This is a genomic window from Pseudomonas sp. Wu6 (assembly GCF_019891515.1).
Taxonomy (GTDB): Bacteria; Pseudomonadota; Gammaproteobacteria; order Pseudomonadales; family Pseudomonadaceae; genus Aquipseudomonas; species Aquipseudomonas orientalis_A.
This window is the reverse complement of the sequence record NZ_JAFLXH010000031.1, coordinates 38147-59163: the sequence shown is the minus strand read 5'-3', so window position 1 is coordinate 59163 and position 21017 is coordinate 38147. Positions and strand designations below refer to the sequence as shown.

The window sequence follows — 21017 nt, the reverse complement described above, 5'->3', positions numbered from 1 at the left end:
CGCTCGGATTGAGCGACGGCTCAGGTCCACACTACAAACTTGGAAAGACAAATTCAAATTTTGTTTTGAAATTTTTATTTAATGCTTTGGCGAAGAAATAACGGGCTGAGCGGGTCAGCCTGTCAGGTCATTAACGGCTTGTATCAGCACTGCCTGCGCGACCTGTCCAGCACAGGTCGCGCGCCATCAACCGATCAAAACGCGTAGGTCGCTGAAAGGCTGACCACCTCACCCTTGGCGTCGGCCTTACCGTCAAGGGTTGCACCGCCCAGGCGATCCTGGTTGTGCGTCCTGAGCTTGGCCTTTTCGACGAATTGCCGTGAGTAGGCGCCGTCGATGCTCAAACCGGGAATCGCGCGGATGTTGTAGCCAAAGCCCAGGGAGGCGAATATCCGGTCTCCGTCGGGGATACGCGGGTCACGCGTAGAGTTGCGGGTGGGCGTCTGGTCGGTGGCGACACCGGCGCGGAAGGTGAAGTCGTCGGTGAATTTGTAATCGCCACCCAGCGACACCATCCAGGCATCCTTGTAGTTATAGGGAATCGACACGAGCTGCGTGCCCTCGGACTTCAATGTCAGCGCCTTGAACGACGACCATTGGGTCCACGTGACGCTGGCGCCCAGGGTGAGGCGATCATTGAACTGGTGCACCCAGTCGATGGAGGCGTTGGCGGGCACGTCCAGTTGTGTCGAAGCCTTGGCGCCGTTGACGTTGAGGTCGAGCCCCGGATAAGCCAGCGCCGGCAGGCCGCCTTCGATCAGTGACTTGTTCGCCTCGTCGGCATACAGGCTGTACTTGCCTTCGAGTTTATTCTTGATTTTCGCGTGGTAATTCAGACCCAGGGTATCGAATTGGGTAGGCTTCCAGACCACACCGGCAAACCAGCCGACCGAGGTGTTGTCCACCTTGACCCGCATCAGCGAGGAGCCGACTCCGGAAGGGAACGGGAGACCGATCGCCGGCGACAGGGCTGCTGCGGAATACAGGTCCAGATTCTGGCTTACAAAACCTTTGGTGTGCTGGACGATGGCACCGCCACCCACCGAGAACTGGTCATTGACCTTGAACGACAGGGAGCCTGTGACACCCACCGTTTCAATACGCGTATCGACGGCAAAGTCGCGACCGATCCAGTCTTGATCCCACGTGGTGCGCGCACCCATCGGCACCACCTGACTGAGCCCGAACGCAAAACGGTCGTTGATCGGTATCACCATGAAGCCGGTCGGCAACCAGGCGGTAAACCCGCCTTGCCCACCATCGCCGGTGCGCGGCGTGGAACTCAAATCCGTAGGGTCGACCGCCGCAGGTGCGTTGCCGGCGTAGTCCGTGGCCGTGCCCTTGTATTTAACGTTGATGCGCGCGTAATCAACGGTAAATTGAGAAATCGTATGGTCGATGAACGCCATGCCGGCCGGGTTGTTGTAGGCCGCGGAAGGATCGTTCTGGAACAGTGAGCCACCCCCGAAGGCGCGCCCCCACCCGGGAGCACCGAAGGTCGGCGTGGTGAAACCGCCGGCGTGTGCGGGTCCCGTTGCCGTGATAAGGCCGCCGAGAATTGCCAGGCTCAACAACGTACGTGCCTGTTGCTTTTTATTATTCATGCTCCACTCCTTATTGTTTTTATCCTCCGAGATCGGTTGTCCCGACCTGGCCTCCCGCAGCCAGTGCCCCTTGCGAGGCACTGGCGTATTTCAACGTGTGATCATCACGTCAAACGCTCACGACCTTTATGGGGTAACGGTAAAGGCCGGGCTTGGTGTAGCGGTCAGAGCGGTAATTTTGCAGTTGCCAACGGTTTGTGTGCTTGGCACCTTCAGCTGGTTGGTGGAGTTATTGAAGCCGACATTGATGGTCACCGGCGAAGCGGAGCAGTTGTTGAGAATCTGGAAATTCACGCCCGACACCGTACCGTTGAAGGCATCAGGGCCACCGCTTGCCACGTTCAATGTCCACGGCAGGCCCAACAACTTGGGTACGCCACACAGCGAGTTGGAACCGTTGACCGTTGCGCCGGTGATCGAAGCGCTCGAGCCATCAGCCGCGACGGAACCGGTGAAGGCGATGTTGCAGGTCACCGGCAGGTTCAGGGACGCGGGCGAAGTAACGGTAATCGAGCCCGATGTGGAGAACGCCGTGCCGGCAGGCGCGATAGTGGCAGCGTTGGCCATCGACACTGCACCAAGGCTCAGGGCGAACGAAGTTGCACAAACGAGGGTTTTCAAGCTTTTCATTATTTTGCCTCACATGTAATGGCGAATTATTCGCCTGGGGTAATGACCATGAACACGAAGCCACGGGTAAAACTGCAGAGCTTCGTATTCCAGCCAAATTCAGTTAAGTCCGACAACTTTATTCAACGACTTTGAAATCAGGCGGCATCTTGATTGACACCGTTTTAATGATGCAGTCATCACCAATCGGTACATTGGCAGCCTGCAACTTGCCGGTGGCGTTATCCCACGTACCGACTGCGGTAGAAGGACCGCACTTGCCGCCCAGGCCGAAGGCATGCACATCCACGCTGATCTTCGACATCGAGCCGCTTTTTGTATCCTTTGCAATCAAGATCCAGGGCAAGTTAATAGCTTCGACCCGGCTGCACTTGAGCCCACCATCGAACGCCACCTTGTCGATATTGACGGATGTCCCATCGGCCGCCACCTTGCCGGCCACCTTGATGGTGCAGTCGGCACTGATCAACGCGCCTTTGGAAAAGCTGATCGGGCCCTGGGCTGTAAACGCACTCCCGGCAGGTTCGATACGGGCGGCCTGTGCCTGGTGACAGCCGATCAGGCCCAGCGCAGCCAATACGAAGTTAATGGTGAACTTTATAGTTATAGGAGTTACTTGCATGTTTACGCCCTTCCCTTGAAATTATTTTTCGTTCGGGTAAACAACCGCCTTGCAACTAAACTAACAAACCATAGACGTAGAAATCCTTATCGAAATATCCTTTGAAAATGCGCTTTTATTTCAAATTAAAACGGCTTGGCTTCGCCGCTGTACTTCTCCAGATACTTCAAGCGTTGTGACGGCTGAAGATTGGTCAAGGTTATATCGCCTGCATAATGATTCAATACCCGGTGGTCCATCCGTCGGCGCCACAAGTAAGGCACATACGCCCAGACAATCATGCTTGCGTAGCCATACGGAAGTTGCGGTGATTCATCAAAGTGGCGCAGCGACTGATAACTACGGGTTGGATTGGCATGGTGATCGGAATGCCGTTGTAACTGGAACAAAAAGATATTGGTCACAATCCGGTTGCTGTTCCAGGAGTGACGCGGCGAACAGCGCTCATAACGACCGTTGGGCAATTTCTGCCGTTTGAGGCCGTAGTGCTCGACGTAATTGACCACTTCAAGCAGCGAGAAACCGTAGATGCCCTGGATAATCAGAAACGGGATCACTGCCGCGCCCAGCCAGGCAATCATTGCGCCCCAGAGCAGCACGCTGTACATCCAGGCGCTGAGCACGGCGTTCTTCCAGTGCCAGGCCGGCAGCCCGAGTTTGCGCAGGCGTTCGCGCTCCAGGTTCCACGCCGAGCGTGCGCTGAACCACACCGAACGCGGCAGGAAAGCCCAGAAACTTTCACCCAGGCGCGAACTGGCCGGGTCTTCCGGTGTGGCGACGCGCACGTGGTGGCCGCGGTTGTGTTCGGTGTAGAAGTGGCCGTAGAAGGTCGGCGCCAGGGTTACCTTGGCCAGGAACACTTCCAGTGGCTTGGGCTTGTGGCCCAGCTCATGGGCGGTGTTGATCGCGATACCGGTGGCCGCCCCGGTAGACATCGCCATGCCCAGATAAGTGAAGCCACTGACCTGGCCGTGCAACTCGGTGCGAGAGGTGATGAACGCTGCGGCTTTCGCCCAACCGCTGGACGGGTCGAGCATCGCGGTGGCCCGCAGCAAACCGCCGCCGATGATCCAGTCAATGCCGCCGGCGGCGAGCCAACCGGTGATGACCACCGAGGCGATCACAAACAGCACGCCGGTGTAGACGATCCAACGGTAATAGGTTTGGGATTCGAGGTGGCTGACGGCGGATTCGGGCGGGTTGCTGACATCCTCGCCCAGCAGGCCGTCGATCAACGGGATCACGCCGAAGATGACCAGCACACCGACCCACCACAGTTGCTGGATGCCAGTGCCGATCGCCAGGGCACCCGAGAGCAATGGGGTTGCCAGCGGCATGATACCGAGCCACCAGAGGTAGCGCTTGCCGTCGGCCCACACGCCTGGAACACTCAGAGAAGGGTTCATGGCAACCTCCGAGGGCATCCGAAGGCAGAAAAGGCAGTGGCGCAGCGCTGACCGCTGCGAGACATCAACCATGCGATAAAAGGCGTTCTTTTCATTATTTTATTCGCTCTTAGGCATTTCAAAAACTGTTTCAAATTAGACATTGAAATAATTTTTTTAAATAAATAGCGCGGAATCGTTAGGTCGTCAACTAGTTTATCCAGACCTTTTTTCCGTGACCGTACAGTCGTTTTTTCAGACCGTCGGCCAGGTGTCTAGGGCAAGCGTTGGCGCGCTGGAACCGCGAATGAAATGGCACGATTATTTGCTCGCCACGGCGAACGAAGGATGCAACACGGTGGCGGTTTGTACCGGTCTAACCCGCTTGGCGACCTGCTCGACCAGCGCCACCACACGCTCGGTGGCGGTAATCGGCAGCATGTGCCCACGGTCTTCCACGACCTGCAGCTTCAGCCCAGGCACCCTGCTGGCCAGGCCCTGGCCATGCTTTTGAAAGTCGAGCACCTTGTCACGCGTGCCGTAGATGAGGCCGATGGGCAGCGTCAGCTGCGGGTAACGCGTGACCATGTCCGGCAAGTGGTCATTGACGCGGTTGATCTCGGTGGACGCCGCGTAGAAGTTGTCGGGACGCATCCCCAGCAGGCCACCGCCGCGCGTGGCGAAGTCCGCCGGGGCGGCATCGGGGGCGAACACGCCCTTGACTACCGATCCCTGGGTCAGCAGGCCGACAGGCATGGTCAAGGTGCGCGACATCCAGCGACACAGCCAGGCGGGGCGCACCGCCAATGACAGGAATACCAACGGCAACATGCGCTGGGGATGGGTCAAGGGCGCCACCAGAATCAAGCCCGATACCGCGTGGGGATGATCGAGGGCCAAGGCCAGGGCAATCGCCCCGCCCAGGGAATGCCCAAGCACCAGCGGCTTGTCCAGCTTGAGGGTGTTGATGAAGGCGGCCATCTGGCGCGCCTGGGCCGGCAGATCCGCCGCAGTGCCGCGCTGCCGGGTGGAGTAGCCCGAGCCTGGCCGGTCTACGCTGATAACGCGAAAATGCTCGCGCAACTGACCGGATAACGCATAGGTCAGGTTGCGGCTGCTGCCCATCAGCCCGTGGATCATCACCAGCGCCGGGCCTGCGCCTTCTTCTACATAGTGAAAGCGCTCGCCATCCACTTCGACAAAGCGCCCATTGATCGGAACAGCCGTTTCGATGCGCCGTGTCATCCACGCACTGAACGCCCACAACGCAGCGCTTGCGCCTATTACCACACCCGCAGCGACAACCCACTCGACAGCCATAGCTCGGTCCTCTGCTTCCCTGCTGCTGGCGACCTGACCGGGATTGATCGAGGCCTCAACTTTCGTCCCTACCTTGGGGCCAACCTCTATGCGCGTCTGTCGGACAAGTCGCATGTATCGAACAAGACCCTGGCGGCGGCGAAATTTTCAGGTAGATTATTTAAAATCTTTTTTTAAAATAATTAATTCAATTTTTCTTTGCAATGGTGTTCTATCTAAAACACACAACAAAAACGGGAGCACATCCGATGCCCACAAAGGACAACCTATGAATGCCCACAGTGACAACGTCGACATCGCGATCATCGGCTCAGGCTTCGCCGGCCTGTGCATGGCGATCAAACTTAAGGAAGCCGGGTTCACCGATTTCTTTGTCGCCGAGCAGGCCGACAGCCTGGGCGGCACATGGCGTGACAATCACTACCCCGGCTGTGCCTGTGATGTGCAGTCCCACGTCTATTCGTTTTCGTTCGCACCCAACCCGCACTGGACGCGACAATTTGCTCCGCAGGCGGAGATTCGCGCTTACCTGGAGCACTGCGCGCAGCGTTTCGAGCTGGCGCCGTACCTGCGCTTCGGCATGGGGTTGCAGCGGGCGGTGTTCGATGAGCAGCAACAGCGCTGGCAACTGACGTTCAGCGACGGCCGTCAGGCCAGTGCGCGCGTGCTGGTGTCGGGCATGGGCGGGCTGTCGCGTCCGGCACTGCCGGACATTCCCGGGCTGGACAGTTTCAAGGGCAAGCGTTTCCATTCGCAGCAGTGGGACCATGACTACAGCCTGAAAGGCAAACGCGTCGCGGTGATCGGCACCGGCGCCAGCGCCATTCAGTTCGTGCCGCAGATTGCACCGCACGTGGCGCACCTGGACCTGTTCCAGCGCACACCGCCCTGGATCATGCCCAAGCCCGACCGGCCGATCACCCGCACCGAACGCTGGCTGTTCAAGCATCTGCCGTTTACCCAACGGCTGGTGCGCGGCGCCTTTTATTGGGCACTGGAAGGCCGCGTGGTGGGCTTTGCCCTGCACCCGCGCTTGATGAAGATGGTGCAGAAAATCGCCCTGCGCCACCTGCGCAACCAGGTGGCACGCCCTTCCCTGCGCAAAGTCCTGACGCCGGACTACACCATCGGCTGCAAGCGTGTGCTGATCTCCAACGACTACTACCCGGCGTTGTCACGCAGTAACGTCGAGGTGGTGACCGACAACGTGCTGCGCATCGAAGCCGATGGCGTGATCACCGCCGACGGCATCAAGCACCCCGCCGATTGCCTGATCTTCGGCACCGGGTTCCAGGCCGCCGATCCCCTGCCCCGTGACTGCATCATCGGGCGCAACGGCGTCGACCTGATGGACACCTGGCAGGACGGTGCCCACGCCTACAAAGGCACCACGGTGCCGGGCTATCCCAACCTGTTCCTGATCGTCGGGCCCAACACGGGCCTGGGGCACAATTCGATGATCCTGATGATCGAGGCCCAGGTCACTTACATCCTTGGTGCGTTGCAAAAGATGCAGCGCCAGCGCATCAGCGTGGTGGACGTCAAACCTGCCGTGGAGCAGGCCTACAACGAGCAATTGCAAGGCAAGCTCAAGCGCACTATCTGGAACACCGGCGGCTGCCGCAGCTGGTACCTCGACCCGCGCACCGGCAGGAACACCACGCTGTGGCCCGGCTCGACGTGGCGCTTCAAGCAGATCACCCGGCATTTTGCGCTCAAGGACTACCTGGTCAGCCAGGCGCCGGCGGCATCGGTGCCGCGTGCGCAGCCAACCCCTCATTGCGCCACAGAAGGCAGCCTGTCATGAAGTCATTCAACGGCCGCGTGGCGGCGATCACGGGAGCGGCCTCCGGCATGGGCCGCGCATTGGCCCTGGCCCTGGCACGGGAAGGCTGCCACCTGGCCCTGGCCGACAAGAACAGCCAGGGGCTGGAGCAGACCCTGGACTTGATCAGAACCTCCACCCTGTCGCCGGTGACCGTCACCACCCAGGTGCTGGATGTAGCAGACCGCCAAGCCATGCTGGAGTGGGCGGCGCGTTGCGCGGCCGAGCACGGCCAGGTCAACCTGGTCTTCAACAATGCCGGCGTGGCGCTGTCGAGCACCGTGGAAGGCGTGGACTATGCCGACCTTGAGTGGATCGTCGGCATCAATTTCTGGGGGGTGGTGCATGGCACCAAGGCGTTCCTGCCTTACCTGAAGGCCAGCGGCGACGGGCATATCGTCAACACCTCGAGCGTATTCGGCCTGTTCGCCCAGCCTGGCATGAGCGGCTACAACGCCAGCAAATTCGCGGTACGCGGCTTCACCGAAGCGCTGCGCCAGGAGCTGGACCTGCAACGCTGCGGCGTCTCGGCCACATGCGTGCATCCCGGCGGGATTCGCACCGATATCTGCCGCAGCAGCCGTATCGACGCGAACATGACCGGCTTTTTGATCCACAGCGAACAACAGGCGCGCGCCGATTTCGAAAAACTGTTTATCACCGACGCCGATCAGGCCGCCAAAGTCATCCTGCACGGCGTGCGCAAAAACAAGCGCCGCATACTGATCGGCCGCGATGCCTATTTCCTCGACCTGCTCGCCCGTTGCCTGCCGGCGGCCTATCAAGCGCTGGTGGTGTTTGCCAGCAAGCGCATGGCCCCCAAACCGCGCACGCCCGTGTTTGAAACCAACGACGAGCCTCGCCTCTGAACAGGAGTACGCCCCATGTTGCCCATTCGCCGTGATATCCGCTTCGCCCTGCCCGCCGGGCGCATCACCAACTGGCATGAGCAAGGCCCGTTCGTGACGCACTTTTTCAATGCCCTGTCGCTGCTGTTTCCCCAGGGCGAGCTGTTTTTCATGGACAGCGTGCGCCATTACCGCACCCGCATCGACGATCCGGACCTGAAGAAGGAAATCCAGGGCTTTATCGGCCAGGAGGCCATGCACAGCCGTGAACACGTGGCCTACAACGAGCTGCTGCACGCAGCGGGCCTGCCTGCGCACCGCCTCGACCGGCGCCTGAAGTTCTTCCTGGACCTGCAGAAGAAACACCTGCCACCGTCATTCAATCTGGCGGTGACCATCGCCCTTGAGCACTACACCGCGATGCTCGCGGAGATCCTGCTGAGCGACCCGTCGCGGTTTGGCGATTCACTCAAGGGCTACCGGCAGATGTGGTATTGGCACGCCCTGGAAGAAACCGAACATAAGGCAGTGGCCTTCGATGTGTGGAACAAGGTGATCAAGCCTGGGCCCGGGCGCTACCTGTTGCGCACCGGCACCATGCTGTTCACCACGGTGCTTTTTTGGCTGGTGGTGTTCGACTTCCACGTGCGCCTGCTGATTGCCGACCGCAAGTCGGGCGGGCTGGTGAAGGGGTGCTGGCGCATGCTCAAGTTTCTGTATGGCCCCAAGGGCGTGTTTCCACGCATGCTGCGGCCATGGCTGCACTATTTCAAACCGGGTTTTCACCCATGGGATCATGACAATCGTGCCCGGTTGCAGGGGATCGATGGGCTGGTCGAGGAGATTGAACAGACCAATCGGGCCTACGAGGCCGCCTAGATGGCGTGAAAATGTGGGAGCTCACCCGCTCCCACATTCAAACCGGACGCCTTGCCCACCTGATCAAGCCAACGCGGCGCGCTCGCGCACAAACTGCGGCACCTCATCCCCCGGCAACGCCCTGCTGAAATACCATCCCTGAATAAACAACTCGGCTCCCGTATTCAGGAACGCCAGTTGCTCGGCGGTCTCGACCCCTTCGACCACCACGCCCAGGTTCAATGCCTCGCAGAAACGCAGCATGCCCGTCAGTACCTGCGCGCCCTTGGGATCGTGCTGGGCGACCACGAAGCTGCGATCGATCTTGATGAAATCGACCGGAAACTGGTGCAGGTAACTCAACGCCGAAAACCCGGTGCCAAAATCATCGATATACACCTTGGCCCCCAACGCCTGCAGTTTGCCAATGGTCTGACGGGCGGCCTGGATATCGCTGACCAGCGCGTCTTCAGTGATCTCCACCGACACCCAGCCGTGGGCCTGGGCGAGAATCTCCACCAGGCGATCACCATAGGCCGCGTCCTTGAGCGTGAAGCTGGACACATTAATGGTGATGGGCAATTCAAAACCGGCCTTCTTCCACTTTTGATGTTGGCGCACGGCCTGGGACGCCACCCACACGTCCACGTCGGGCATCAACCGCGCCTGCGCCAGCCATTGCAGGAACTCCCAGGGCGAATGCACCGTGCCCTGGGCGTCCCGGGCCCGCATCAAGGCTTCGCAGCCGGTGCACAAGCCGGTACGGGTGGAGACTTGGGGCTGGAACTCAAGGTAGAAATCGTAATCGCTGATCTGCTGGATGCGGCTCAGCTCAATGGCCTGGCGGGCCAGGGTGCGATGGGAAGCCAGGATCGGGTCGAACTCCAGCAACCGGCCTTTCTCCTCAAGGCCGCGAAAGGTCATGTCCAGTGACTTGAGGTACACCGTGCCGCCCTCACTGGCCTGGCGATGAATCGCCCGTACATAAGGCGCATACACCAGCGTGCCCAAGCCCGTCAGCACAATCTGCAGCACCACGGCGGCGACGTCGCCATGGGTACTGAGGTAGGCATTGAGCAACACCGGCGCGGTAAACGGCACGCTCGCCACTGCCGGTGACACCCAGCCCAATTGCACCACTGCCAACGCCACCATCGCGTTCAACGCCGGCACCAACAGAAACGGGATGAACAACCGCGGGTTGAGGATGATCGGCAAACCGAACAACAGCACTTCGCTGACATTGAATAACGACAGCGGCAAGCTGGCCATCGCCAGTAACCGCATGGACCGGCTCCTGGAAAACAGCAGGATAGCCAGGAGCAGGCACAATGCGCTGCCTGACCCGCCGATAAACGCGAAGCTGCCCAACAGGCCACTGTTGAGCAGGTACCGCACCGGCTCCCCCGCAGCCAGCGCCGCAGCGTTGAGCGTCACGGCCTGATCCAGCACATCGAACAGCGGCTGCAGGGCGTACACACCGTGAATGCCGAAAAACCACAACAGCGAATTCATCAAGGTCACGAACAAACCGCTGCCATAGGGCGCCTGTAACGCATTGAGTACCTGCGGCCCCTGCCACTGCGCCACGTAGGGGATCTGCAGCAGCAACGACAGCACCACCACCCATGCCAACACGCTGATCGCGCCGGGCAGCACCATGTTGATCGTGCCTTTGAGGTTGTGTCCGATCAGGTCTTCATGGACCAGGCGTGTCCAACGAAAACGGTGCAGCCAGGCAACGGCGGGCACATTGATCAGCGGCGAAGCGATGGCAATAAACAGCAGAAAGGTGGCCGACGCTCGAGGGTATTCACGCAACAGAAACGTGGCCACCACCACATGGGTAAGGCACAAGAAGGCGATCGGCAGCTGTGGCAAGCGGTGCTGAATGGCTAGCATGTAACCGATGGAGGCGGCGACCAGCAGCGGGATGACCGCGCTGATGCGGTCATGCAGACCTGCCAGGAAGCTGGCGGTCTGAGGGCTGAACCCGAGCATCCTGGCGCATTCGGACAGGATAAGGAAACCGGCGGAGACCAGCAGGCAAGGCAGGATCCACAACAATCCCTCGCGAATCGCACGCAACGACTCGATACTGGCCAGGGCCGCCAGGCGCTGGGTAAGGAAAAGTTTGAACAGCGTTTGCGCCATGAGCCTCCCTCTGCCCGTATTCACGGGTTCTGGAGATCAGCGCCGGAATACGCGTCAACGCTACACGCCCTTATGCTCGGAGCGAAAGCTTTTTGCCATCGCCACTGGCGCTTTCGGCGAAAAACTCGGAGACATAGGAAAATACCCACATAAAAAATCGAACTTTCTGACGTGTGCTGCTCCCTAACCCTGCCTGAGTCGGTATCATCCGCAGCTTTCCGTGTGTCGAAGGATGTTACAACCTGGCTAACGCCGGGTGTCTACTCAGGGAATACGGCCTGTATGCAAGCAGGCACAAAGGAGAGAGCTTTACCATGCACGATAAGCAGTCCAGCCCCATGCGTCCTCTGTTCGTCACCATCCTGTTGTGGTTGTGCAGTGTGGTGCTGTTATTTGTGATCAAGAATGTCATCGAACTGTTCACCGGGCCCGTCGCGGAAACCTGGATAGACCTGGCGTTGGTACTCGTCGCCTACCTGATGTTCTTTTTATTGGCGCCGGTGCAGCGCTGGATCCAGCGCAGGTCGCGCAAGCGCGCTCGGCGTCACGTCGGCAGGCACGCGCCCGACGTCGACACCCATCCCTCTCACTGAGGGGCCTGGCGTTGTCAGCACCTGGCGATAACTATCAACGCGCACTGGACCGGTTCCTGCGCGAACACCCGGACGTGGCCGCCGAACTGGACAGCCTCAACCCTCTGGCCGCCCAAGCCAGGGGGGAAAGCGTGGCGCAGTATCGTACCGAGCGTCTATACGAAGCATTCGAGGCGCAGGCCGAGCGCGAAGGCTTGTTCGCCTGGGAGCTGACCCTCAAGCTGACGACCGACTCCAGCCAAGCCTTCGAAGCCCAGCGCCTTGAGGTGCATAAGGAAGTCGCACAGATGGCCGGCATGAGCTGGGCCGACTACTGCCAACTGCATGACTTGAGCGGCTGACGCGGCGGCCAGCCGTACCAGCGAGGCCGCTTGCAACCGATGGCCTCGCGCAATTCGGCCACCGTCAGGGTCCGCCGTTGCGGGTCCGGCGCCAACGCAGTATGGAGTGCCGGCCAGCAACGCCGGGGCAACTGCGTGGGCCGTGACAGTCTGTGGCCCGGCGGGTGATCGTCACGGCGACGCCCCTGGGCCAGCTCATACAGAACACACGCCACGCCATACAGGTCGGCCGCGGGCGTCAATGCGCCACCGGCGAGTAACTCAGGCGCTGCATAGGCGCGAGTCCAGGCATTCAACCGGCTGCGACTCACACTCGGCAAGTCCGCTGTGGTTTGCACAATGGACTGCCCCAGGCCGAAATCGAACAGGCGCACGCCCTCTTCTCCCACGATGACATTGGCCGGTTTGATATCGCCATGCAGCACGTTGTGTTGATGGGCGTAAGCCAACGCATCCAGCAGTTGCAGGGCAATCGGTTGCAGTTCGGACCAAGGCAGTCCGTCGGGACATTCCAGCAGCAACCGGTCAAGCGTCATGCCATGCAGCAGCTCCATGGTGAAAAAAGCGATCTGGCTGCAGGTATCCACCTCAAACGAATACATCCTCACTACATGTTCGTGGCGCAGGCGCCGAGACAACGCAAACTCGCTGTGCAGCAATACATGGGCATCCGGGCACGCCGATAAAGACTCGTCCAGCAGCTTGAGCGCCACACCTGAACAAGGTTCGCCGAACTGCTCCTGCAACAGATCGCGCGCGCGGTACACCACGCCCATTCCACCCCGGCCCAAGACGTGCTCAAGGTGGTAGCGCCCGACCAGCAACAGCGGAGTCGATCCTGTCTTCATGACTGCACCACCACGGCGGTCAGGTCGTCGCGCGCCGGAGTGTGCAGCGCGCTGGCGAACAATCTGTCCACAACCTGTCGCGGCCCGCCGGCGCTCAACGCCCGGCCCAGTTGGGCATGGCTGAGGGCCTGGTAGAGACCATCGCTGCACAGTAAAAATACATCGCCGGGGCGGGTCCTGAGCTCCAGCACCTCCAGGCGCAAGGGCGAGTGCCCGCCAACCGCACGGGTCAAGGCTCTGGCATCAGGGTGAGCGCGAGCCTGGGTTGCACTCAGCCGACGCTCGTCCATAAGACGCTGCAACAGCGAATGATCCCGGGACAGCTGGTACAGGGTCTGCTCGCGCCACAGATAACAGCGGCTGTCCCCCGCCCACACACACGCCGCACGCCCGTGCTCCAGCAATAGCGTCACCACCGTGCTGCCTGTCACGGCATTGCCGGATGCCCCTGGCGCCTGCCGCGCATTCGCCAGCCGCTGATTGACACCCTGCAAGCTCTGCCGGACCGCATCGACCCGCTGATCAAGACTGCCCCGCGCGGGCAACGCAGCCAGGCTGCCGATCACCCACTGGCTGGCGACATCGCCGTGCCGGTGCCCGCCCATGCCGTCCGCCACGGCCCAACAGCCCAGCTGCGGGCAATCGAGCAAGGCATCCTCATTACGCGGCCGTGATTGCCCGCGCTGTGTACGCCCGGCACTGCGCCATGTGGGGCTCACAGTTGCTCCGGCAGGCGAAAGGTGCGCCACGTGTCCATTTCAAATGGGCTGGGTGTTCGCTGGCTCGCCAGCAGGTAATGGGCGCGCAGCCCGGCCAGGTCGGCCTTGACGATCTGCGCGTTGCCGCCGGTGGCAGGCTCTCGGTGCAGCAGGTCGAAAAACCGGAACAACGACCAGGCGCCGGTGTTCTTCTCGATACCCAGGGGCCGCAGTTCGGCGCCTCGCTCCAGCACGAGGCTGGCACGACCGTTGTCCGCTTCGATGGGCCAGCGGAACGCCATGGGGATGATCGGGCCGTGCCGGTATTCCAGCTGCTGTCCACCCAAGCGCAAAGTCGCGCGGTTGACCGACTGATCCAGGCTGTAGGGCGCCAGGGTAAAACGCACGGCCAGCTCGCCCTGCTCCTCGGTGAAGAAGCCACGCCGGATAAGCTGGGCTTTCGTCAATTGATCCAGCAGCGAGCGCGAGAGGGGTAAACCCTGCCCGTCCAGTCCGCGTAACCGGTAGCGCGTGCCATCGGCGCTGACAAAAGGACGCAGGTAAGCTTCGTAAAAACGCGCCAGGACACCCTGGGGTTTGAAAAACTCGCGAAAATCCTCAAGGGCCACATCACTCGTGGCGTGGGCAGTGAACGGATACCGTTGGCGAATCGTCCTGGCGTAAAGACCCTGCACCTCGCTCTGGTAGTGCTGATTGACGTGGGCATAGGCCTGGTCCAGCACATGGCGCCAGGTTTCTTCGGCAACTCCTTCGAACCACCCGGCCAGCGGAAGCGGCAGACGGGCGGCCGCTTCACGCAGGTCGCCCAGCACGTCCTGCTGGCCGTCCATGCGCTGCTTTGCCCGTAAAAAAGCCGCCTGCTCAGGCGAACCGTCACGGTTCAGCGCCGCCAATTGCAGGTGCAATTGGTCGAGCAGGCCCAACCCCCGGGCCAGCTCGGCGCCGGGATTCTGCTGCTCGTCCAGCAATTGATGCAGCGGTTCAAACCGCCGCTGCAACGCCCGGCGCGCCGAGTCGCCCAGGCTTGCCTGCCCCTGCGCCAACGCCGCCTTGGCAATGGAGCCCAACGCACCTGCCGGCTGGGCCGCCGTGGTCGGCAACTCCAGGCCAGGCAGTAAACGGGTGTTCTCACGAAGCTGCTGCAATAACAGCAGTACCGGCGATTGCGCCGAGGTCAGCCCCGCGAGCCGCTCGGCATCCCCGCGAAGGCTGTCGGTTGGCAACAGCCTGACACGCCCGAGGACGTCGCTCCAGGCCTGGGCGTATTCGCTGAAGTAGCGCTGTTGCAGTTCGGTCATCAGACGCTGCAAATCCTCGGCGCTCAAGTCAGTGCCTTCCCCCAGTACCCAATTATCCTGGGCGATGGCGTTCACCAGCCGAGGGCCCTGGGTTTGGAAGTACTGCACATACCTTTTGGTGTAGAAACCGGGAACAGAGGGCTCGATGGCCGCAAATACCTTGCCCTCGGCCAGGCGCAACGGCTCCAGGTCGCGCGATTGTTCGCGCAGCACTCGATACACCACATCGGCCAATGACTCTCCCCGCAGCGCGGCACGCGCCTGGGCCACCAACTCGTCATTGAGCGGTGCTGAAAACGGCTGTTCGAGCAGTCGCGCCCAATGTTCATTCAGGCGCGTCTGTACCGGCGTATCACCGGCAAACCGCAGCGACCAAAAGCTCGCCATATGCTGCGCCAGCCACGTGGTATCACGCCGCTCGCGCAGATTGAGCATCAGGTACGCACGCAGGTTGTCGAGCAGGCGTTCCCTGTCGCCGAGGCTGGCGCGTACCTGCTCTTCCAGCAGGGGCGCGGTGCGGCCCAGCAGTCGCTGCTGCAACGCCTGCTCATAGGCGCGCGTCACCCATGGACGGCTGACCTCGCCTTGATACAGGCCGGCACGCTCAATCAGCGCAGTGTCGCCTGCGCGGGGAAATATGCGGGTTGCCGCCCAGCGCGCGTCCAGCAGCGCCAGGGTCGTCAAGGTTTCATCGCTACCCGGAGCAACGGGCGCGCTGAGTGCAGCGATCTGAGCCAAACGCTGCTGGTTGATCGCGTAACTGTGCATCCACAGCCCACCGGCACACGCCAGAACCAGCGCAACGGCACTCCCCAGCAAGCCGTTGCGCCGCCAGATGCGCTGTCGCTCGCGGCTCTGCAACGCGGCCAGATCCGCCCCGGCAAAAATCACCCGGCTGAACAGCCCCTGCACGAAATAGCTGCGCCTGTCACTGGCACAGGTCAGGTAGAACCCGCGTAAACCGTTGCTGCGCGGGTAGCGATGGGCACCGAACACCCACTCGATGAACAGGCACAACTGCTCGCCCATTCGCGCCGCCTGCTGGGGAAGCTCAAGCATCTGCCTGCGACGCTCGACATCGCGTTCCTGGTGCAATCGCTCGATCAATTCAGTGTGCAAACGTTGCAGCAACTGCTCGAACGCCTGGCGAACCTGGGTCATGTCATTGCCCGCCTTGTCAGCCCCCAGCGGCTGGCCCAGCACCGCGTCGACATCGTCCGCCGAGGGTGAGTCGAAGTACTCGGTGAACCCCGACAGTCGATCAGCCTGGGTCAACACCAGGTAGACGGGTACATCCACATGCAGCACCTGCTGGATTTCCTGCAGGCGCGATCGCACGTGGCGTGCCGATTGCTCCAGATCGTGCTCGTTAGCGCTCAGAAGGCTGTCCGCCGAAAGCGTCACCACCACGCCGTTGAGCGGACGCACTCGGTGCCGCCACTTCAGCCTGTTCAACAGTGTGGTCCAGCCGGCGACATCCACCGAACGGTCGGGTTGAAGCAGATAGCGCCCTGGCGTGTCGATGAGCACAGCGTCGTCGGCAAAGTACCAGTCACACTGTGCGCTGCTGCCTGTGGACCCTGTGTCCATCTGATCGAGCGGTGACCGCAACCCGGCTGCTTCCAACAGCTGGGTCTTGCCACTGCGGGGTTCACCGATCACCAAATACCAGGGCAAGTCATGGCGCCAGCGCGCATTACGCTCTGCATAGCGAGGGGAGGTTTTCAACCGGTGCAGCGCTTCCCTGAAACGGCCACGGACGTGCTTGCGCTCCTCCTCCACCGCCGCCAGCGCAGGTTGGCTCGCGGGCGAATCGGGCGTTTCGCGTGCGGCGGCGCGTCGCCCATCCGCCATGACCATCGCCAACCCCCATAGCAGAAACACAACGCTGATGGTGACCAGGCGGGCAGTTGCGCCCTCCCAGAACCGGTGGTCGTCCACAGCCAGCAGCGGCCCGACACACCACACCAGCACAGCGCAGCAAAGCACCAGTATCAGGCTCCAAACCCAGACTCTGCCCAGCACGGCGCCCACGCCCTTGAAAAATGCGTTCATTCATTGCTCCCTGCGTTTTTTTACAAGGGCGTCCGGGTAGGCTCCGACGCCGAAAGTTGAAGAGGCTGCAGCGCGTTCGCCCTTTCTTGCTCCAACACCCAGCAGAAGCCCGCGTACATCGCGAGCAAACAGCACAGCGTGAAGGCAACACACCAGCGGGCAGGGATGACGCGTATGCACCTGCTTCGCGCGCGTCTCTGCCCGGTCGGCAAGACCGGCGCCGACGACGGGTTGCCACGCACCTGCCGGATCTGTCGATACAGGCCATCGCGAACGGCCTCCAGATGCAGCATCCCCCGCTCCATCACGCGAAACTTTCCTTCGAACCCCAGGGACAGGCACAGGTACCCCAACTCAAGCATCGCCACGTTTTTTATCGGGTCACGCGCCAGGCGTTCAAGCAACTGGAAGACCTTCTCGCCGCCAAATGTCTCGTGGTGAAAGCGGCTCAACAGACTCATCTTCGACCAGTCGCTTCGAGCGCCCCACGCCGTGGTGACGACGGCTTCGTCAATCAGGCTGCACAACACGTAGCGCGCAGACATGACCTGAGTGTTTTCAACGCCTCCCTGCAGGGCACGGGTTTCAAATTGAGTCACCGCCGATGACAATCGATCGTTGATCGTGACGAGGTTTTCACGACCGGAGCAGCCCTTGAGCCGGACCACTTGCGACAATACCTCCCAAGCCGCGACCACCAACGGGTTGAGCGTTGTCGTGAAGCTGTGTGCGTCCAATGCCTGGCTCGCATAGATCATCCGATCCTGTAACTGTTCGTAGCGTGGCGGCGAAGGGAACTGCGTGAGCGGCCCTTGTGCGGACCCAAGGCCGTCGCGGTCGAGCAAGACGGTCTTTTCATCCTGCGAATATTCACTGTCCATAGCGTTCAATTCCTGATGGCCCAGAAGGTCAACTCAAGCCCGGAGAACTCGCCCCCCACGTGGAAGGCGAACCCACCCGACTGCTGCAGCTGTGCGATGTCGCGGGCACTCATGTCCAGCATGAAATACGTCTTGCCGGCATGAAACGGAATCTGGCGCGGCGCTACGGGCAGTGGCTTGACCTTGATCCCCGCCAGATGCAGGTTGACCAGCTCGCGTATGCGCTCAACGGGACCGATTTTCAGATGCGCTGGCAGGCGTTGGCGTAATTGCTCCGAATCAGACTGCGCGGAGGCCGCCAGGATGAACGTCGCAGTGCCCAGCAATTTCAAGTCGCTTACCGGGCAAACCAGTACGCCGTACTGACGTTGTTGCAACGTCAACTCGATAGAGTGTTGTTCCAGCACGACCGACAGCACGCCACGCACTGCTTCCATCAGCCCACGGAAGCTTGCCCCCTGGTCGGCGTGCCGGTAATGCACGTCCAGCTCAGCGCGCCTGCTATCGCTGGCGAACGTTGATAACTCGCCGAGCAGCGCGAGCAGTGCACTGAACACCGCCTCAGGGCGAACCCGGGCCTGGCTCAAGCAGTGACGCAGCGCAAGCTCGGTACGATTGATGACTTGCAGCATCAGAAAATCGCCCACCTGAGTGCCGGCGGCGGTGCTCTCCCCCCTGATCCGCGCGGCGATGGCATCGCCTCGCGACGCAAGCAAGCCGATCACCTCCTTGAGACAAGAAGCGACATACCCGCGGTCCTGCATAAACATGAACGTAGGCACGAACTCCGCGTCCAGGCGCACGCCCCCCGCGTCGGTAGACTCCAGCACCTGTGCGACCTTGAGTGTGACGTAACCCTGTTCCCGCTGCCGCTCACCCAGCAGGAGACGCAGATCAGGCCGCGCGCAATGAATCAGGCAACGCGAGCCGGTCCCGGCATTCGAGTCGCCCACCTCCACTTCACAGCTGAGGTAGCGCGCCAGGACATCGCCCTGCTCCGGTTGACGGGCTTCAATCTGATTGTCGGTCGCCAGTAACAGCGCCAGGTAAACGGCCTGTTCCCCGGCATTGGCGGGCACCTGTAATACCAGCGGTTCCATGGCGGTACCGTGGTCGAACAGAGTGCCGTCCGGCAACACACCGCTGGCTTGAGTGACCACCAGCTTGCCCAGGTTGAGGTACTGCACATCGAACTCCAGCGTGAGGAATCCCCAGGCATCAGGGCCCAGCAGACGCGTCTGGTTGAGCTGTTGCTGGTAATGCCGGTCGTTGTGCTGCAAGTGCTGTGGCCGCAACAGCATGCCTTCCTGCCATATGACTTTATGTGCGTGCATATCACTGCACCTCCTTGTCGGAACGCGGGTCGGCAAGCCGGATTCCGTCCTGGTCCAGCACCAGCTCGGCACGGTTCAATTGCCGGGCGGTGAGCGGAACGAGCAGTCGCCACTGAACGTGCGGCAAGTCGCGATAGGCCGCCAGAACGCCGACAAAATGACTGTTTGGCTCGACCCTCAACTTGAGTGCCTGTCTATCGCCCGGGCGCAGTTCAACTTCCTCACTGCTCACCCAGTCCTTCGGCAAAACCTGCTCGGCGTTGTCATACAGGCTGAAGAAGTCGGCATTCTCAAAGGCAACGCCATGGCGCAGTTCAATCAACTGCAGCACGACCGGCGAGGGTCGACCCTGAAGATCCGGGTTGACGCGCTCATTGGCGCTCAGTACCAGGTCCAGTTTGGTCAACGTCGAGAACGGCGATAGAGCGCTGCAGCCAGCCAACAGGCCGAGCATGAGCGACAACGATGTGAGCGCGGCTCGATACATGAACGTCATCCTGGATAATCGTTGTGCAGGGTTGAGATCAGGCGCACCTGTTCCTCATAGGCCCTGGCGAAGTCGCTGCCCAGCGGTCGCTCGTCGAACTGCCCATCCGCCACCAGGCGCCGGTAGTGACGCAGGTATGCCCGCCAGCGCGCGCCGTCGGAACTCCATCGGGGGGCTGCTTCCTGAAATTCGGCGCATGCCAGTAAATGGCCTGGAGCAAAAGCGGCCCGAGCGTTACGCAACGCACTTCGACAGGCACTCAGCAACGCGACCTGATGCACTTGCAGCGCCCGGTGCGCCTGGGCGATCGCCTGTTCGCCAGACAACGGGGCCACTTGCGCCATGTCCAATATCGCGGTTAACGCTGCGTCGGTATCGATACAACTGCGCAAGGGGTTGTGGGCGGTGCGCAACGCGTCGGCAGGCAGCGTTGCCAGTTCGCCCTGCAATTGCTCACAGGTGCGCAGGCTGCTTTGCAGGCGTTCTACCTCCAGCCGAAACAAGCGCGCAACCTTGATTGCCAGCGCTTCTCGGGCAGCGCTGTCAAGCCTGCCCAGGTCCAGCCCAAGCGCGGCTGCGAACGCGATCCAGAAGACCTCGTCGGGCGAGGTTGCCATCGCGACCGGCTCAACCGCCGGCATCTCTCTGACGGGCTCGACCCGGCACGGTATCGCGACATGTTCACGGTCTGCGGCATACCGATCAGCCCACGCGCCGAGTTCGCCAACACCTGTACTCAACGCCGCCAGCTCATCCGAGGCATTATGCCGCTGGTGCTCGAGGTCCAGCGCCTGCAACGGGTCCAGCCCCAGGAACGCGTCATCGGGAATCGGTGTCCCCGTACTGATCGACTGCTCGTCGAAGGGTTGAGCAGGTTCCATCAACCGCGCGCGTACCAACAACATCCCCAGTTCGAACACATCGCCATCCTCGATCAAGCGCGCCTGCCCCTTGCGCAGTCGTTCGCCACTGCCTGGCATGCCGATACCGTTGCTGCTGATATCGGTGAGAAAGTAACGTCCTTCCCGGCACCCCACCAGAGCATGGTGGCTGGAGAGCAAGCGACTGGGATCGTGGATTACCCAGTCACAGCCGGAGCCACGGCCAATCACGCCGCCGACGCCGTCAAAAACCTTGCGCACCGTGGACGCCGAACCGGCGCCTGCGGCCTCACTGACTTCAAACACGAGTTGCATGGTCAGGCTCCCTCCTCTG

18 protein-coding genes are annotated in these 21017 nt (G+C 61.2%); 5 read left to right on the top strand and 13 right to left on the bottom strand.

Going from position 1 to position 21017, the window contains the following annotated elements; all coding sequences use genetic code 11:
- Positions 1-194: 194 nt before the first annotated feature.
- The 5 genes from J1G34_RS20160 to J1G34_RS20140 all read right to left on the bottom strand — a co-directional run bounded on the left by J1G34_RS20160 (position 195) and on the right by J1G34_RS20140 (position 5561).
- On the bottom strand, positions 195-1604 hold the full coding sequence (locus tag J1G34_RS20160; protein ID WP_065893057.1) for an outer membrane protein transport protein: 1410 nt from the start codon (positions 1602-1604) through the stop codon (positions 195-197).
- Positions 1605-1730: 126 nt separating this feature from the next.
- Positions 1731-2234 (bottom strand): alkane oxidation protein activator PraB, encoded by a 504-nt coding sequence (gene praB, locus J1G34_RS20155; protein ID WP_065893058.1) that lies wholly within the window; start codon positions 2232-2234, stop codon positions 1731-1733.
- Positions 2235-2352: 118 nt separating this feature from the next.
- Positions 2353-2856 carry an alkane oxidation protein activator PraA gene (gene praA, locus J1G34_RS20150; protein ID WP_065893059.1) on the bottom strand — a complete coding sequence of 168 codons (504 nt, stop codon included), beginning with the start codon at positions 2854-2856 and terminating at the stop codon, positions 2353-2355.
- Between the two features lie 125 nt (positions 2857-2981).
- The gene (locus J1G34_RS20145; RefSeq protein ID WP_222994538.1) at positions 2982-4262 is read right to left on the bottom strand and encodes an alkane 1-monooxygenase; all 1281 of its coding nucleotides are present in this window, start codon (positions 4260-4262) and stop codon (positions 2982-2984) included.
- Between the two features lie 300 nt (positions 4263-4562).
- On the bottom strand, positions 4563-5561 hold the full coding sequence (locus tag J1G34_RS20140) for an alpha/beta fold hydrolase (RefSeq protein WP_128876716.1): 999 nt from the start codon (positions 5559-5561) through the stop codon (positions 4563-4565).
- Positions 5562-5829: 268 nt separating this feature from the next.
- Between J1G34_RS20140 and J1G34_RS20135 the strand changes: the two genes are divergently transcribed.
- The 3 genes from J1G34_RS20135 to J1G34_RS20125 are packed head-to-tail and all read left to right on the top strand — an operon-like array spanning position 5830 to position 9113.
- Positions 5830-7368, top strand: coding sequence for a flavin-containing monooxygenase (locus J1G34_RS20135; RefSeq protein WP_222994537.1), 1539 nt, complete (start codon positions 5830-5832; stop codon positions 7366-7368).
- A complete protein-coding gene (locus J1G34_RS20130; RefSeq protein ID WP_065893063.1) occupies positions 7365-8255 on the top strand; it encodes an SDR family NAD(P)-dependent oxidoreductase in 891 nt (296 codons plus the stop codon). Before J1G34_RS20135 ends, J1G34_RS20130 begins: the two co-directional genes overlap by 4 nt.
- Before the next feature lie 15 nt (positions 8256-8270).
- A complete protein-coding gene (locus tag J1G34_RS20125; protein WP_065897773.1) occupies positions 8271-9113 on the top strand; it encodes a metal-dependent hydrolase in 843 nt (280 codons plus the stop codon).
- A 63-nt stretch (positions 9114-9176) separates the two neighbouring features.
- Here J1G34_RS20125 and J1G34_RS20120 read toward each other — a convergent pair whose 3' ends face one another.
- Entirely contained in the window at positions 9177-11246 is a 2070-nt protein-coding gene (locus J1G34_RS20120) for an EAL domain-containing protein (RefSeq protein WP_065893065.1), read from the bottom strand.
- A 314-nt stretch (positions 11247-11560) separates the two neighbouring features.
- Here J1G34_RS20120 and J1G34_RS20115 point away from each other — a divergent pair, with 314 nt between their 5' ends.
- Positions 11561-11839 carry a hypothetical protein gene (locus tag J1G34_RS20115; protein ID WP_065893066.1) on the top strand — a complete coding sequence of 93 codons (279 nt, stop codon included), beginning with the start codon at positions 11561-11563 and terminating at the stop codon, positions 11837-11839.
- A gap of 11 nt (positions 11840-11850) precedes the next feature.
- Positions 11851-12180 carry a DUF6388 family protein gene (locus J1G34_RS20110; RefSeq protein ID WP_065897775.1) on the top strand — a complete coding sequence of 110 codons (330 nt, stop codon included), beginning with the start codon at positions 11851-11853 and terminating at the stop codon, positions 12178-12180.
- Here the strand turns inward: J1G34_RS20110 and J1G34_RS20105 are convergent.
- From J1G34_RS20105 to tagH, 7 genes are read right to left on the bottom strand one after another with little or no spacing between them, the layout of a single operon-like run.
- A complete protein-coding gene (locus tag J1G34_RS20105; protein ID WP_065897776.1) occupies positions 12150-13028 on the bottom strand; it encodes a serine/threonine-protein kinase in 879 nt (292 codons plus the stop codon). The genes J1G34_RS20110 and J1G34_RS20105 overlap by 31 nt on opposite strands.
- Positions 13025-13747, bottom strand: a complete 723-nt coding sequence (locus J1G34_RS20100) for a PP2C family protein-serine/threonine phosphatase (RefSeq protein ID WP_065893069.1) — start codon at positions 13745-13747, stop codon at positions 13025-13027. Before J1G34_RS20100 ends, J1G34_RS20105 begins: the two co-directional genes overlap by 4 nt.
- A complete protein-coding gene (gene tssM, locus J1G34_RS20095) occupies positions 13744-17100 on the bottom strand; it encodes a type VI secretion system membrane subunit TssM (RefSeq protein ID WP_222994536.1) in 3357 nt (1118 codons plus the stop codon). Before tssM ends, J1G34_RS20100 begins: the two co-directional genes overlap by 4 nt.
- A gap of 20 nt (positions 17101-17120) precedes the next feature.
- On the bottom strand, positions 17121-17981 hold the full coding sequence (gene icmH / locus J1G34_RS20090) for a type IVB secretion system protein IcmH/DotU (protein ID WP_222994535.1): 861 nt from the start codon (positions 17979-17981) through the stop codon (positions 17121-17123).
- A 5-nt stretch (positions 17982-17986) separates the two neighbouring features.
- Complete coding sequence (tssK, locus tag J1G34_RS20085) at positions 17987-19315, bottom strand: type VI secretion system baseplate subunit TssK (RefSeq protein ID WP_065893072.1); 1329 nt, start codon at positions 19313-19315, stop codon at positions 17987-17989.
- A 1-nt stretch (position 19316) separates the two neighbouring features.
- Entirely contained in the window at positions 19317-19802 is a 486-nt protein-coding gene (gene tssJ, locus J1G34_RS20080; protein ID WP_065887439.1) for a type VI secretion system lipoprotein TssJ, read from the bottom strand.
- A gap of 5 nt (positions 19803-19807) precedes the next feature.
- The gene (gene tagH / locus J1G34_RS20075) at positions 19808-20998 is read right to left on the bottom strand and encodes a type VI secretion system-associated FHA domain protein TagH (protein ID WP_065897779.1); all 1191 of its coding nucleotides are present in this window, start codon (positions 20996-20998) and stop codon (positions 19808-19810) included.
- Positions 20999-21017 lie beyond the last annotated feature (19 nt).